Source organism: Streptomyces caeni, from assembly GCF_042678285.1.
GTDB lineage: Bacteria > Actinomycetota > Actinomycetes > Streptomycetales > Streptomycetaceae > Streptomyces > Streptomyces caeni.
On the sequence record NZ_JBHUDX010000152.1, the window covers coordinates 39,271 to 54,281 of the forward strand.

General features: G+C 70.5%; 9 protein-coding genes and 1 pseudogene. 4 read left to right on the forward strand and 6 right to left on the reverse strand.

Features of this window, described 5'->3' with window-relative positions; all coding sequences use genetic code 11:
- Window positions 1–106 precede the first annotated feature (106 nt).
- On the forward strand, window positions 107–313 hold the full coding sequence (locus ACFSL4_RS36900; RefSeq protein ID WP_381092484.1) for a helix-turn-helix transcriptional regulator: 207 nt from the start codon (window positions 107–109) through the stop codon (window positions 311–313).
- Between the two features lie 356 nt (window positions 314–669).
- Here the strand turns inward: ACFSL4_RS36900 and ACFSL4_RS36905 are convergent, their stop codons facing one another.
- Window positions 670–1,713 carry a zinc-dependent alcohol dehydrogenase family protein gene (locus ACFSL4_RS36905; protein ID WP_381092485.1) on the reverse strand — a complete coding sequence of 348 codons (1,044 nt, stop codon included), beginning with the start codon at window positions 1,711–1,713 and terminating at the stop codon, window positions 670–672.
- Between the two features lie 67 nt (window positions 1,714–1,780).
- The gene (locus ACFSL4_RS36910; protein ID WP_381092486.1) at window positions 1,781–4,024 is read right to left on the reverse strand and encodes an MMPL family transporter; all 2,244 of its coding nucleotides are present in this window, start codon (window positions 4,022–4,024) and stop codon (window positions 1,781–1,783) included.
- A gap of 248 nt (window positions 4,025–4,272) precedes the next feature.
- Between ACFSL4_RS36910 and ACFSL4_RS36915 the strand changes: the two genes are divergently transcribed.
- From ACFSL4_RS36915 to ACFSL4_RS36925, 3 genes are all read left to right on the forward strand, one after another.
- Complete coding sequence (locus tag ACFSL4_RS36915) at window positions 4,273–4,980, forward strand: TetR family transcriptional regulator (RefSeq protein WP_381092487.1); 708 nt, start codon at window positions 4,273–4,275, stop codon at window positions 4,978–4,980.
- A gap of 244 nt (window positions 4,981–5,224) precedes the next feature.
- Window positions 5,225–5,464, forward strand: coding sequence for a heavy-metal-associated domain-containing protein (locus ACFSL4_RS36920; protein WP_381092488.1), 240 nt, complete (start codon window positions 5,225–5,227; stop codon window positions 5,462–5,464).
- Window positions 5,465–5,552: 88 nt separating this feature from the next.
- The gene (locus tag ACFSL4_RS36925) at window positions 5,553–7,829 is read left to right on the forward strand and encodes a heavy metal translocating P-type ATPase (RefSeq protein WP_381092489.1); all 2,277 of its coding nucleotides are present in this window, start codon (window positions 5,553–5,555) and stop codon (window positions 7,827–7,829) included.
- Between the two features lie 602 nt (window positions 7,830–8,431).
- Here the strand turns inward: ACFSL4_RS36925 and ACFSL4_RS36930 are convergent.
- From ACFSL4_RS36930 to ACFSL4_RS36945, 4 genes and pseudogenes are all read right to left on the reverse strand, one after another.
- Window positions 8,432–9,721, reverse strand: coding sequence for a citrate synthase (locus tag ACFSL4_RS36930; protein ID WP_381092490.1), 1,290 nt, complete (start codon window positions 9,719–9,721; stop codon window positions 8,432–8,434).
- Between the two features lie 245 nt (window positions 9,722–9,966).
- Entirely contained in the window at window positions 9,967–12,243 is a 2,277-nt protein-coding gene (gene recD2 / locus ACFSL4_RS36935) for an SF1B family DNA helicase RecD2 (protein WP_381092491.1), read from the reverse strand.
- A gap of 61 nt (window positions 12,244–12,304) precedes the next feature.
- Window positions 12,305–13,156, reverse strand: a complete 852-nt coding sequence (locus ACFSL4_RS36940) for an immunity 49 family protein (protein ID WP_381092492.1) — start codon at window positions 13,154–13,156, stop codon at window positions 12,305–12,307.
- An 11-nt stretch (window positions 13,157–13,167) separates the two neighbouring features.
- A pseudogene (locus ACFSL4_RS36945) lies at window positions 13,168–15,011 on the reverse strand (hypothetical protein); the annotation flags it as partial.

Below are 15,011 nucleotides of genomic sequence, written 5' to 3' on the forward strand. Positions count from 1 at the left end.
CCCCGTCGTTGACGGAGCACAGGCTTTGTGATCGCCAGCGCAGCGCCCGGTCCCCACGACGGCCTTCCCCGGCCGCCACCGCGGCGCGCGCGGGGAGGTGCTACTGATGACCGACCGTCGCCTCTGGTCTTACAAGGAGATCGCCGCGCACATCCGGGTGCAGCCGGACACCGTGAGGTCGTACCGCAAGCACGGGCTCCTGCCTCCACCGGACCACGTGGAGGGCGGCAGACCCTACTGGTACGCAGACACGGTCCGCTCCTGGGTCGCCTCCCGCCCGGGCAACCGCGGCCGCGGCCGCCGGGACACCTGACCACGTCCCCTGCCCGCCGAGTGGCCCGCCCTGCCGGGGCGGGCCACTTCGCGTCATGGCGTCGCCCGGGGGCCCGCAGGCACCGACAAATCCCCGGATGGACTCCGCGACGCCTCGAACTCCCGCCGCCGACTTCTCCGTCAAGCCCGTGCCCACCGGCGAGAAGGCGCTGCTTCGGCCCTTCACCGAGAAGGACGCCGTGCCGATCGCGGAGATCCTCGCGGATCCCGAGGTCATCCGGTTCACCTTCGAGCCGTCCACCGATCTCACCCCGCAGCGGCTGCGCTCCGAGACGCTGATGGCCGTGTTCGAGCACGAATGGGCCGTCCACCGGGGTAGTCCCGCGACCGGCGGGGTCAGCTCCACGGTTCGACGACCGTCACTCCCCGGCCCGGCGCCTTCCCCATCGCCGCAAGCGCCTCGGGGGCCGCGTCCAGCGGGATCGCCGACGTGACCAGGAGCTCGGGGCGCAGGGCGCCCGAGCGGACCATGTCCAGCAGGGGCGGATAGGTGTGCGCCGCCATCCCGTGGCTGCCGATGATCTCCAGTTCCAGGGCGATCACCGGGGCCATGGGCACCGGGGTCGTGCCGGTGGGCGACGGCAGCAGGCCGACCTGGATGTGGCGGCCTCGGCGGCGCAGGCCGTTGACGGACGCCGCACAGGTCTGCGGGGAACCGAGTGCGTCGAGGGAGACATGGGCGCCGCCGCCCGTCAGGGCGCGGACCGCCGCCGCCGTGTCCTCGGTGTGCCTGGCGTCCACGCACTCCGTCGCCCCGAACTTCCTCGCCAGGTCGAGGGCTTGGGGTGATACGTCGACGGCCACGACCCTCGCCCCCGAGGCCGCCGCGATCATCACCGCGGACAGACCGACGCCCCCGCACCCGTGCACGGCGACCCACTCCCCCGCCGTCGCCCGGCCCTGCTGGACGACCGCGCGGAACGCCGTGGCGAACCGGCACCCCAGGGACGCGGCCGTCCGGAACGACATCTCGTCCGGCACCGCCACCAGATTGATGTCCGCCCGCTCCAGTGCCACGTACTGGGCGAAGGACCCCCAGTGCGTGAACCCCGGCTGGGTCTGCCGCTCACACACCTGCTGGTCTCCCGCCGCGCACGAGGGGCAGGTGCCGCAGGCGCAGACGAAGGGAACCGTGACCCGGTCACCGGCCCGCCAGCCGGTCACCAGGGCACCCACCTCCTCGACGACCCCGGCGAGTTCGTGCCCGGGCACATGGGGAAGCGCGACGTCCGGGTCGTGCCCCATCCAGCCGTGCCAGTCGCTGCGGCACAGTCCCGTCGCCTCGACGCGCACCACGACGCCGTCCTCGGCAGGCCGGGGGTCCGCCACCTCGCGGACCTCGGGCCACTCGCCGAACCGCTCGAACACCACCGCACGCATACGACCGCACCCTTCGCCCGGGCCCACGATCCCCGGCGCCGCCGGGGATCATCTCTCCGGCGGAACGCTAGCCGCGCACCCCTGCCTTGTCCCGGTCCCGGTCCGTCTCCCTCACCTCGACGGCGGCCACCGGCTCCTCCTCCCGCAGCCCGAACCGCCGGTGGAAGCCGCGTAGCGGCGCCGGGGCCCACCAGGTGGCGCGGCCGGTCAGCCGCATCACCGCCGGGACCAGCAGGCTGCGCACGACCATCGCGTCCATCAGGACCGCCAGTGCGATGCCCAGGCCGAGCATCTTGGTGTTGGTCACCCGGGAGGTGCCGATCGCGACCATCACCACCGCCAGGATGACCGCCGCCGCGGTGATCAGCCCCCCGGTGCGCTGCAGCCCGAAGCGCACCGACTCTCGATGGTCGCCCGTGCGGTCGTACTCCTCCTTGATGCGGGAGAGCAGGAACACGCCGTAGTCCATGGAGAGGCCGAAGGCCACGCAGAACATCAGGACCGGCAGGGTCGTCTCGATGGAGCCCGGGCTGGTGAAGCCGAGCAGGCCCGAAAGGTGACCGTCCTGGAAGACCCACACCACCGCGCCGAACATGGCCGTCAGGCTGAGCGCGTTGAGCAGCACCGCCTGGACGGGTATCAGCACGCTGCCGGTCAGCAGGAAGACCAGGAGCAGGGTGACCACGGCGATGAAGGCCGCCGCCCAGGGCAGCCGGTCGGCTATCGCGTGTTTGGAGTCGACCAGGACCGCCGCCGTGCCCGTCACGGAGGTGTCGAAGGGGGCGGCCGTCGCGCGCAGTTCACCGACCAACCGCTGGGCGCCCGCGTCCACGGCCTCACCCTCGGGCTGGACCGTGAAGTACGCCTTCGTGCCCTTCACCAGCGGCCCGTCCACGCGCCGCACCTCCGGCAGCGCGGCGATCCGGTCCCGGTAGGCGGCGTACTGCTCACGGGTCGCGCGCCCCTCGGCGAGCACCTCCAGGCCGCCGCCGGGGCTGCCCGGGAACCCGTCCCGTATGTGCTGCTGCACCACGTGCGACTCGGCGTCCGAGGGCAGCTGGCGGTCGTCCGCCGTGCCGAACTTCACGCCCAGGAAGGGCAGTCCGAGGATCACCAGGCCGACGGTGGTGGCCACGGCGAAGACCGGCGCCCGCCGCATGACCAGGGCCGCCATCCGGCCCCAGCCGGCTCCCCCACCGGACTCCCGGGGCCTGCCGCGCTGCAGCAGCCGCCCGAGGTCGAGCGCGTTCACCCGGTGGCCCAGCAGCACCAGGGCCGCCGGGAGCAGTACCAGTGCCGCCGCGGCGGCCAGCAGCACCACCGCGATGCCCGCGTAGGCGAACGAGCGCAGGAAGTACTGCGGGAAGACCAGCATCGCGGCCAGGGAGACGGCGACCGTCAGAGCGGAGAAGAGGACCGTGCGCCCCGCCGTGCGCAGGGTGACCGCGGCAGCGCCCAGCGGGTCGGGGGCCATGGGCAGTTCCTCGCGGAACCTGCGCACGATGAACAGCGCGTAGTCGATGGCGAGGCCGAGGCCGAGGGCCGTGGTGAGGTTCAGCGCGAAGACGGAGACATCGGTCAGCTCCGTGAGCGCGCGCAGCACGGCGTTGGTGCCCAGGATGGCGACGATGCCGACGCCGAGCGGCAGCAGCGCCGCGACCGCGCTGCCGAAGACCATCACCAGGAGCACCAGGGTGATCGGCAGGGCGATCAGCTCGGCCCGGGTCAGGTCCTCGCGGATGGTCTGCTGCATCTCCGAGCGCACGGCGACGGGACCGCCGACCGTGACCCGCACCGGGCCGTGCACGCCCCGGTAGTGGGGCGCGATGCGGTCCAGGGTGTCGCTCGCGGTCTTCTCCTCACCCGTGATGCGCGCCGCGATCAGCGCCTCGCCGCCGTCCTCGGCGCGCAGCGCGGGCGCGCCCGACCGCCAGTAGGATCCGACCCCTGTGACGCCCGGCTCGGAGGCGAGCCGCTCGGCCAGGTGCCTCGCCTCCGCGGCGACCGCCGGATCGTCCACGCCCCTGTGCCCGGAGTCGACGAGAAGCAGCAGATTGGGCTGCGAGTCGGGGAACTCCCGCTCCAGCGCCCGGGTCGCGTACGTGGACTGGGCGGCCGGGTCCTGCCAGCCGCCGCTGCCCAGCCGGTCGGCGACCCCGCTGCCCGCGACCACCGCGAACGCGGTGAGCAGCAGCGCCACGAGCAGCGACAGCCGGGGCCGCGCGGTCACGAACCGGGTCCAGCCAACCGGCCCCGGCCTTCCCCCTCCGTCGCTGTCTTCCCGGCCGTCCCCGCTGTTGACTTCGGACATGAGGCGGTGTCCCCTTCAGCAAGACCCCGCATCCCGTACATCCGTGCAGGCAGCATGGGTCGTCCATTGCCCATAGACTGGCAAACACGAGTCATCGCTCGCGTTCCACAAGAATGCGAGCGGTCGCTCGCGTTTGTCAATTGCGTTCCGAGAGCTGGGGACAACGCGTGCCGAAGAGTCAGCGAGCCGAGGAGCCGGCGACCGGGCCGGTCGAGGAGCCGGCGACCAGGCCGGCCGCGGAACCGACCATGACGCCGACCACGAAGGCGGCCACGACGCCGACCACGAAGGCGGGCACAGAGCCGGCCGCGGAGGCGGCCGGGCGACAGCATCCGGAAGGCAGACCGCGCCGCCGCCAGGCCCGCGGCGAGCGCCGCATCGCCCAGCTTCTGGACGCCGCGGCCGCGGTCTTCTGCCGCACCGGCTACACCGCCGCGAGCACCAACGCGATCGCCCGCGAGGCCGGCGTCTCCCCCGGCACGCTCTACCAGTTCTTCCCCAACAAGGAAGCGATCGCGATCAGCCTCGGCGACCACCTGCTGCGGCAGTGGCAGGAGTCGCAGGGCAGGGCGCTGGCGGGTGAGAACATCGGACTCCCGCTGAAGGAGATGCTGGACGCGGCGCTCGACCCGCTGATCGCGTTCAACGTCGAGAATCCCGCCTTCGGCGTCCTGCTGCACGGCCCCGACAGCCCCGGACCCATCGCCCAGGAGTGCAACGCCGTGCACGACGCCTCCCTCACCCGCATCGAGGAGATGATCGCGGGCTATCTGCCGGACGGCCCGCCGGACGAGCGGACCCGCACGGCGAACATGCTGCTCGCCCTCTTCAAGGCCGGCCTCGACCTGATCATGACCCACGAGGGCGCGGAGCGGCAGGTGTACATCACCGAGCTGAAGACCGCGATGTACCGCTACCTCAAGCCGCTCCTGGACGGGGACACCTCCGCCGGCTGACCCCGGCCCACCGCGGCCCACCGCGGCCCACGCCGGACCCATCAGGTCCGCCCCCCGATCCACCCCGGGCCCGGTCGACTCGGCCAGAGCGGACCGCCTCACACCGCTTCGGACAGAATCGGCCAGACTGGGCCGAACCGGGCCCGAGCAGTTCCGGCCGACCCCGACCCCCCTTGGATCCATACCCCCTAGGGGTATAGTCTGGTTCACGTAAGCCTCACACGCCTCCCTGAGGAGTAAGAACATGACCGCGCAGACCGACACCCCGGGTTCCGTGACGACCGTCTACAAGGTGAGCGGGATGAGCTGCGGACACTGCGAAGGCTCGGTCTCCGGCGAGATCTCCGCGATCGCCGGTGTCACGGCCGTCACGGCCGTCGCGTCCACCGGCGAGGTCACGGTGGTCTCCACTGCGCCGCTCGCCGAGGAGGCCGTGCGCGCCGCGGTCGACGAGGCGGGCTTCGAGCTCGTCGGCAAGGCCTGAACCGCCCAGCATCTGCTCTCCGCACCGGGCCGTACCGACCAGCTGATACTGGCTCCGTACGGTCCGGCCCACTGTCTGGAGTCCGGACATGACCAGCACCGCAGCACCAGTACCAGCCCCGGCGGCACCACCCGCGCAGGAGACCGTGCCCTCCGAGGTCGAACTCGCGATCGGCGGCATGACCTGCGCCTCCTGTGCGGCCCGGGTCGAGAAGAAGCTCAACCGCATGGACGGGGTCACCGCCACGGTGAACTTCGCGACGGAGAAGGCGAAGATCTCCTACGCCCCCGGGATCGTGGTGGCCGACCTGATCGCCACGGTGGAGAAGACCGGCTACACGGCCGAGGAGCCGCCGCCACCGCAGCCGGAACCCGCACCGGCCGACGAGGCGGCGGCATCCGGACGTGACCCCGAGTCGGACTCCCTCCGCCACAGGCTGACGGTCTCCGCCCTGCTCGCCCTGCCCGTCGTCCTGCTCGCGATGGTCCCGGCCTGGCAGTTCGACAACTGGCAGTGGCTGTCGCTGACGCTCGCCGCGCCCGTCGTCGTCTGGGGCGGGCTGCCCTTCCACCAGGCCGCGTTCACGAACGCCCGGCACGGCGCCGCCACCATGGACACACTCGTCTCGGTCGGGACGCTGGCCGCCTTCGGCTGGTCACTGTGGGCGCTGTTCTTCGGGCACGCGGGGATGCCCGGCATGCGCCACGGCTTCGAGCTCACCGTCTCCCGCACGGACGGGTCATCCGCCATCTACCTGGAGGTGGCCGCCGGCGTCGTCGCGTTCATCCTGCTGGGCCGCTATCTGGAGGCCCGCTCCAAGCGACGCGCGGGCGCGGCCCTGAAGGCGCTGCTCCACCTGGGCGCGAAGGATGTCGCGGTCCTGCGGGAGGGCCGGGAGGTACGCGTTCCGGTGGCGCAGCTGGCCGTGGGCGACCGGTTCGTCGTACGGCCCGGCGAGAAGATCGCCACCGACGGGACGGTCGTCGAGGGCGCCTCGGCGGTCGACGCCTCCATGCTGACCGGCGAGTCGGTACCGGTCGACGTGACCGTGGGGGACACCGTGACCGGAGCCACCGTGAACGCCGGGGGCCGGCTGGTGGTCGAGGCGACCCGGGTCGGCGCGGACACCCAGCTCGCGCGCATGGCACGGCTCGTGGAGGACGCGCAGAACGGCAAGGCCGCGGTGCAGCGCCTCGCCGACCGCATCTCCGGGATCTTCGTGCCCGTGGTGCTGCTGATCGCGCTCGGCACGTTCGGGACATGGCTGGGCGTCACCGGTGACACGGTCGCCGCCTTCACCGCGGCCGTCGCGGTGCTGATCATCGCCTGCCCGTGCGCGCTGGGCCTGGCCACTCCGACCGCGCTGATGGTCGGCACGGGGCGGGGTGCCCAGCTCGGCATCCTCATCAAAGGACCGGAGGTCCTGGAGTCCACCCGCCGGGTCGACACCGTCGTCCTGGACAAGACCGGGACGGTCACCACCGGCCGGATGGCCCTCCAGGACGTGTACGTCGCCGAGGGCGACGACGAGAAGCAGGTCCTGCGACTCGCCGGCGCCCTGGAACACGCCTCCGAGCACCCGATCGCCCAGGCCATCGCGGCAGGCGCGCAGGAGCAGGCGGGTGACCTTCCGGTGCCGGAGCACTTCGAGAACGTGCCCGGCCTCGGTGTGCGCGGGCGCGTGGAGGGGCACGAGGTCACGGTGGGCCGGTTCCCGGACACGCTGCCGGAGGGGATGGCCCGGGCGAAGGCCGAGGCGGAGGCGGAAGGACGAACGGCCGTCGTGGTCGCCCGGGACGGCGTGGCACTCGGGGTCCTGACCGTCGCCGACGCGATCAAGGAGACGAGCGCCGAGGCCATACGGGAACTGCGCGCGCTGGGACTGACGCCGTACCTGCTGACCGGGGACAACCGCGCGGTGGCCGAGGCGGTGGCGCGGGCCGTCGGCATCGGCCCCGGCGAGGTGATCGCCGAGGTGCTGCCGGAGGAGAAGGTGGACGTGGTCAAGCGGCTGCAGGCCGAGGGCCGGACCGTCGCCATGGTTGGGGACGGTGTCAACGACGCGGCCGCGCTCGCCACCGCCGATCTCGGCCTGGCCATGGGCACCGGGACGGACGCGGCGATCGAGGCGAGCGACCTGACACTGGTGCGCGGGGACCTGCGCGTGGCCGCGGACGCGATCCGGCTGTCTCGGCGGACGCTCACCACGATCAAGGGGAACCTGGTGTGGGCCTTCGGCTACAACGTGGCCGCGCTGCCGCTGGCCGCCGCGGGACTCCTCAACCCGATGATCGCGGGCGCGGCGATGGCCTTCTCGTCGGTGTTCGTCGTGACGAACAGCCTCCGTCTGAGGGCATTCTCATGACGCGGGTGTAAGAGTCCCCCTAGAGTCCAACGCGAGCCTCACATAAGCTCTTCACAAGGCTCGCGCATCATCCTTACGCTGGTTCCTCGATCGCTGTACCGGTCTCTTGCGCACTTTCAGGACATATGCAGGAGACGCAGATCACAGTGAGGTGAACGTAACCAACGGAAGGGTTCGTGAGTCTAAGTTGGCGATGTCAGAAGCGTCTTGGGGGGCGTGACTGACATCTGGGGATGTCTTGGGGGACGTTCCCGGGAAACGGCGTTGCCGGGGCACGTACACCGGGGAGCTTTGAGCGGCCCTCCCGTCCGTACGCGTCCCGGCAGACCGCACCGCAGCGGTCTGCCGAGTTCTGCTCGTTTTGCTCGCAGCGATTCAGGCGCTGTCCCGCAGGCGCCCGGCCGGATCCCGTGGGGGGAATCCGCACCGGGACATGGGAAGGCGCCCTGTACGCCGGCCCGTGGGGGGACCGACTGCAGGGCGCCTTCCGTTTGTCTTCCGTCATCGCGTCCACAGGTGCGGAGCACATGGCGTACGCCGCGTCACGACCACGGCGTACGCCTCGGACGCGACAGCGGGTACGTATCCGAGGCGTACGGCGCTCAGCGCTCCTCGACCGGGATGAAGTCGCGCTCCACCACGCCCGTGTAGATCTGGCGCGGGCGGCCGATACGGGAACCCGGCTCCTTGATCATCTCGTGCCACTGGGCGATCCAGCCCGGCAGGCGGCCGAGCGCGAACAGGACCGTGAACATCTCGGTCGGGAAGCCCATCGCGCGGTAGATCAGGCCGGTGTAGAAGTCCACGTTCGGGTAGAGCTTGCGCTCGACGAAGTAGCTGTCGGACAGCGCGTGCTCCTCCAGCCTGAGGGCGATGTCGAGCAGCTCGTCATCCTTGCCGAGAGCGGAGAGCACATCGTGCGCGGCGGCCTTGATGATCTTGGCGCGCGGGTCGAAGTTCTTGTAGACCCGGTGGCCGAAGCCCATCAGGCGGACGCCGTCCTCCCTGTTCTTCACCTTGCGGATGAAGGTGTCGACGTCGCCGCCGGAGTCGCGGATGCCCTCCAGCATCTCCAGCACGGACTGGTTGGCGCCACCGTGCAGCGGGCCCCACAACGCGTTGATACCGGCCGAGATCGAGGCGAACATGTTGGCCTGCGACGAGCCCACCAGGCGGACCGTGGAGGTCGAACAGTTCTGCTCATGGTCCGCGTGCAGGATCAGCAGCTTGTCGAGCGCGGAGACGACGACCGGGTCCAGGTCGTACTCCTGCGCGGGGACCGAGAAGGTCATGCGCAGGAAGTTCTGCACGTACCCCAGGTCGTTGCTCGGGTAGACGAAGGGGTGGCCGATCGACTTCTTGTAGGCGTACGCGGCGATCGTCGGGAGCTTGGCAAGAAGGCGGATGGTGGAGAGGCTGCGCTGCTTCTCGTCGAAGGGGTTGTGGCTGTCCTGGTAGAAGGTGGACAGCGCGGAGACCACCGAGGACAGCATCGCCATCGGGTGTGCGTCGCGCGGGAAGCCCCTGTAGAAGTTCTTGACGTCCTCGTGCAGCAGGGTGTGCTGTGTGATGTCGTTCCTGAAGGCGGAGAGCTCGTCGACGGTCGGCAGCTCGCCGTTGATCAGCAGGTAGGCGACCTCCAGGAAGGTGGAGCGCTCGGCCAGCTGCTCGATCGGGTAGCCGCGGTACCGGAGAATGCCCTTCTCGCCGTCGAGGTAGGTGATGGCGGATTTGTAGGCAGCGGTGTTCCCGTAGCCGCTGTCCAGGGTGACCAGACCGGTCTGGGCACGGAGCTTCCCGATGTCGAAGCCCTTGTCACCGACGGTGCTGTCGACCACCGGGTAGGTGTACTCGTTGCCGTCGTACCGCAGTACTACAGAGTTGTCGCTCACGTCTTCCCTCACCGACGTAGTGCCTCATCTTCGAGGTGCCCTGACTGTCTCTACCATCCCCCATTTGGCGCAGGAGAGTGCACTCGGGGTCGACCATTGGGCTCATCGGCGGCACTGAGTGCCGTCAACCTGCTCATCCTGCCCGCCTCATCCTGGATGCGGAAGTGGTGTGTGACCTTCGCGACTCATTTGATCGATCATTTTTTTCGGCGACTGGTCCAGAGGGGCCCAAAGAGGGCACCGGCTCAGCCCCGGAGGGGTCTGGGCGACAGCCTGAAGTCCAGGGCCGTGCAGCGCCGGCCTGCCGACACCGTGCGCACCGCCTGCCCGATCGCCTTGCGTGAACCCACGAGGACGACCAGCTTCTTGGCGCGGGTGACCGCCGTGTAGAGCAGGTTCCGCTGGAGCATCATCCACGCCCCGGTGGTCACCGGAATGACCACCGCCGGATACTCGCTGCCCTGCGAGCGGTGAATGGTCACCGCGTACGCGTGCGCCAGCTCGTCCAGCTCGTCGAATTCGTAGGGAACCTCCTCGTCCTCGTCCGTCAGCACCGTGAGGCGCTGGTCGACCGGGTCGAGCGAGGTGACCACGCCCACGGTGCCGTTGAAGACACCGTTCTCCCCCTTCTCGTAATTGTTCCGGATCTGGGTCACTTTGTCGCCGACACGGAAGACGCGGCCTCCGAACCGCTTCTCCGGCACGTCGGGCCGGGCGGGGGTGATCGCCTGTTGGAGCAGGCCGTTGAGCGTGCCCGCTCCGGCGGGTCCCCGGTGCATGGGCGCGAGCACCTGCACATCCCGGCGCGGGTCGAGGCCGAACCGGGCCGGGATCCTCCGTGCCGCCACATCCACCGTAAGTCGGCCGGCCGCCTCCGTGTCGTCCTCGACGAACAGGAAGAAGTCCTTCATGCCGTCGGTGAGCGGATGCTGCCCCGAGTTGATGCGGTGCGCGTTCGTGACGACGCCGGACTGCTGGGCCTGGCGGAAGACGCGGGTGAGACGCACGGCGGGGACGGGGCTCCCGTCCGCGAGCAGGTCCCTGAGCACCTCGCCCGCGCCGACGCTGGGCAGCTGGTCCACGTCACCGACGAGGAGGAGGTGGGCGCCCGGCGGCACGGCCTTGACCAGCTTGTTGGCCAGCAGCAGGTCCAGCATGGACGCCTCGTCGACGACGACCAGGTCGGCGTCCAGCGGGCGGTCCTTGTCGTAGGCCGCGTCACCGCCCGGCTTCAGCTCCAGCAGCCGGTGGACGGTGGACGCCTCGGCGCCCGTCAGCTCGGACAGGCGCTTGGCGGCCCGTCCGGTGGGCGCGGCGAGCACCACCTTGGCCCGCTTGGCCCCGGCGAGCTCCACGATGGACCGCACGGTGAAGGACTTGCCGCAGCCGGGTCCTCCGGTCAGCACGGCGACCTTCCGGGTGAGTGCCAGCCGTACGGCCTCCTCCTGCTCGGGCGCCAGATCGGCCCCCGTGCGGTCCCTGAGCCAGGCCAGCGCCTTGTCCCAGGCCACGTCCCGGAAGGCGGGCATCCGGTCCTCGTCGGTGCGCAGAAGGCGCAGCAGCTGGGCGGACAGGGAGAGTTCGGCGCGGTGGAAGGGCACGAGGTAGACGGCGCTGACCGGCTCTCCGCCATCGGGTCCGGGCACCGTCTCCCGTACGACACCGGGGTCCGAGTCGTCCTCCGGGGGCGCCCCCAGCTCGGCCAGGCACTCGATGACCAGGCCGGTGTCGACCTGCAGGAGCTTGACCGCGTCCGCGATGAGCCGCTCCTCGGGGAGGTAGCAGTGGCCCTGGTCGGCGGACTGGGACAGCGCGTACTGGAGCCCGGCCTTCACCCGTTCCGGGCTGTCGTGCGGGATGCCGACAGACTGGGCGATCTTGTCGGCGGTGAGGAAGCCGATACCCCAGACGTCGGCCGCGAGGCGGTAGGGCTGGTTCTTGACGACGGAGATGGAGGCGTCGCCGTATTTCTTGTAGATGCGCACGGCGATGGACGTGGACACCTGGACGGTCTGGAGGAAGAGCATGACCTCCTTGATCGCCTTCTGCTCCTCCCAGGCGTCGGCGATCCTCTTGGTGCGCTTGGGACCGAGTCCGGGGACCTCGACCAGCCGCTTGGGCTCCTCCTCGATGATCTTGAGAGTGTCGAGGCCGAAGTGCTGGGTGATGCGGTCGGCGAAGACGGGGCCGATGCCCTTGACCAGACCGGAGCCGAGATAGCGGCGGATGCCCTGGACGGTGGCCGGCAGGACGGTGGTGTAGTTCTCCACGGTGAACTGCTTGCCGTACTGGGGGTGGGAGCCCCAGCGCCCCTCCATCCTGAGCGACTCCCCCACCTGCGCCCCGAGAAGCGCGCCCACGACGGTGAGCAGATCACCGGCGCCGCGGCCGGTGTCGACGCGGGCGACCGTGTATCCGTTCTCCTCGTTGGCGTACGTGATCCGCTCGAGCACACCCTCCAGCACGGCCGGCCGCCACTCCCCGGCTCCGGCCCGCCCCTCCCGGCTCTCCTCCTTGCCCATGATCCGACGCTACCGCCGGAGTGTGACAGCGCGGGAGCGGAGGCAGGAGTTCAGGCACGGCCTACGTGGGGAACTCACCGCACCAGTTGCGCCCGAGGAGGGTGGCGGGCAAGTACTCGGACTCCACCTCGACGGGGATGCCCGCGTCATGGGCGATGCAGGCGACGGCGAGCGGAGCAAGCGCGACGAGGCCGGAGATCTGGAAGGCCCGGCTCTCCTCGCTCCAGTACTCCTTGTGCCACTGGAGGGCGTTGGTGAGCGCTCCGTTGAAGCCTTGGTGGTCCTTGCGGATGAAGCGGTGGAACATCTCCATCGGCGGGTAGAGCAGTTTGCCCACCGTCTCCGGATCGGCGACGGCTTCCGGGTCGGTGCCGTCGACCGCAGCCACCAGTTTCGGAACGAGGTCGGAGCCTCCGAGCCAGTAGGTCCGGAGGGTGTCGATCCAGGCGTAGTGGTGCTCCTCGAAGCGCGAACCGTTCTCCCGGAGCAGGGACATGGGCACCTGGCACAGGGCCGTGATCCTGTCCTTCTCTCGGCACACCACGGCCAGGTAGAAGGCGGTGAGCCAGGCGGCCGGGGTGACGTACCACTGCGGGCCGGTCGCCCGGAGTGTGCGGTCCTTGTGCGCGATGCGGCACTGCACGTGCTCCTCGGCCGTGGCCGCGGTGGCGAACACGGCGGAGCCGACCTGCATCGCCGTGACCCAGGCATCCCACGTGGGGAAGATCGATGCCCGCGGGTCCGTCAGGCAGTGGGCCTCGGCCAGGATGAGCGAGGTGCTCAAGGCATCGCCCAGATTGGTGGAGCCCGCTTCCAGACCGTCGATCAGCTCCTGCGCGTTCTCCCGGAGCGCGGCGAGGCCCTCTTCCGCGTTCCCTGTGGGATAGGGATGGCGGGGGATGATCGAGACCAACGCGTCTCTCCTTAGAAGATCTTGAAGTGCTTCAGCTCGGCACCAGCGTACTGACCGGTGTTCTCGGTGGCCTGGACGAGAACGTACTGCAGGGTCTTGTTCTGAATGGCTGCCTTGATCTCCTTGGCGTACTTGGCGTCGTTCGGCGATACGAGGGCGCGCTCCTCCATGTCGGCCACTATCGTGCGGACGTACTCGATGGTTCCCTGCTTCACCATGGTGCCCCTGTCGAGCGCCCCGTTGCCCTGGCGCCAGTCCAGCCGCGCGTTGGGGCCCTTCGCCTCGACGATGATCAGGTGGCCGTCCCTGTCACGCCAGAGCTGGTCGAACCTCTTCGAGCCGTTGGGCGTCTCGGGGAGGTCGTGGATCTCGTGGGCCCCTTGGAACTCCTGCTGCAGGAGCATGTGTCGGCGTGCGGACTCCTCGCCGAGGGCCTCACCGAGCTTGCTGTTGTTGGACACGCCCTCGCCGACCGTCGCGTCGAAGTGCTTCTGCGCCTCGGCGAGCGCGTGCACGGTCTCATGGGTCGGATTGTGGTCGAACGCCTTTTGCGCATTGGTCAGGTCCATGCCTGCCACACGCTTGCTCGACACCTCGTCGAGGTGGTGCAGGCCGTGCGGATCCACCGTGTCCCGGCCTCGTACGAGGTCTTCCATGTGATACTTTTCCGGGTTCGCATACGGCAGGTCGTCGGCGGCCATCCAGCCGCCACCCGGCTTCTCGACGAGCTTCGGCAGGAGTTGGCCGTCGACCAGTTCCTCGGCATTGTTGCGCTTGCCGGGTCCCCATTTGTCGTAGTGCTCCGCTCGCCAGGCCGGGTCCTCGTTGGCCAGCCGGACGTGCTCGCGGGTGACGGCCGCCCTTTCCGCGGGCGTCCGCTCGTCGGCGGGCTTCTCGCGGGCAGCCTCGTACTCCGCGCGGTGTGCCGCGTCCTCGGCTCCTGGGTGACCCCCGCCCGTCGACGGGGGCTCGTGGTGGCCGCCGCCGGGTATGGCGGGCGTGTGATCGGGCAGGGCGTCGGTGCCGCCGTTTCCCTGCAGGTCGTGGCTGCTGCCGCCGGTGCCGAGGTCGTTGGCGTGACCACCGTGCACGCCGTCCCCTGCCCCGGTGCCGTGAGCCGTATGGCCCGTGGTGCCGCCCGGTGTGTGGGTGTCGAGGCTGCCGGTCGGCAGGTTGTCGCCCGCGTGGCCGCCGGGGAGGTGGTCGGCGTTGCCGCCGGGAAGATGGTCCCCCGCGTGCCCGCCCGGCAGGCCGTCCCCGCCCGCGTGGACCGTCGGGACGCTCTCGCCGCCCGCGTGGACCGCCGCGTTGTCGCCGGTGCGGCCCGCGTCGCCGAGGTCGTTGCCCAGGCCGTCGCCGAGGCCGTCGCCCAGGCCGTCGCCGAGGCGGATGTGCTGACCGGCCTGCTCGGCGGTGTGGGCGCCCGCGCCCACCAGGGCCGGTTCCCTGACCGGGGAGGGCGTGTGCGGCACGTCCGAGCCCGAGGCCGGGTCGAGGCCGGTGCCGCCGGGCTCCTTGGGGGCGTCGCCGGCGTGCTGCACGACGTTGCCCCTGTCGTCGAGGATGTTGCCGTGCGGGTCCAGGTACTGCGCCGGGGCGCCCTCGTGTGCCGGGAGCTTCGTCGTGCCCTCCGGCAGCACCGTCGCGTCGTGCGGCAGCTGGAAGTTGCCGTCGGGCAGCTTGACCGCGCCCTCGGGGATCACCGAGCCCTCGGGCAGGTGCACGGTGCCGTCCGGCAGCTTCAGCGCGCCCTCGGGCAGCGTGATCGCGTTCTCCGGCAGCTTGGGGATCTCGACGTTGCCGATGCCCTTGAGGGCTGTGGTGATGTCACCGATCTTGGACAGGCCCGCGCCCG

What these genes read in the sequence shown, in the direction of transcription:
- ACFSL4_RS36900 (WP_381092484.1), top strand. Translation starts at nt 107, where the DNA reads ATGACCGACCGTCGCCTCTGGTCTTACAAGGAGATCGCCGCGCACATC.
- ACFSL4_RS36905 (WP_381092485.1), bottom strand. Translation starts at nt 1,713, where the DNA reads ATGCGTGCGGTGGTGTTCGAGCGGTTCGGCGAGTGGCCCGAGGTCCGC.
- ACFSL4_RS36910 (WP_381092486.1), bottom strand. Translation starts at nt 4,024, where the DNA reads ATGTCCGAAGTCAACAGCGGGGACGGCCGGGAAGACAGCGACGGAGGG.
- ACFSL4_RS36915 (WP_381092487.1), top strand. Translation starts at nt 4,273, where the DNA reads ATGACGCCGACCACGAAGGCGGCCACGACGCCGACCACGAAGGCGGGC.
- ACFSL4_RS36920 (WP_381092488.1), top strand. Translation starts at nt 5,225, where the DNA reads ATGACCGCGCAGACCGACACCCCGGGTTCCGTGACGACCGTCTACAAG.
- ACFSL4_RS36925 (WP_381092489.1), top strand. Translation starts at nt 5,553, where the DNA reads ATGACCAGCACCGCAGCACCAGTACCAGCCCCGGCGGCACCACCCGCG.
- recD2 (WP_381092491.1), bottom strand. Translation starts at nt 12,243, where the DNA reads ATGGGCAAGGAGGAGAGCCGGGAGGGGCGGGCCGGAGCCGGGGAGTGG.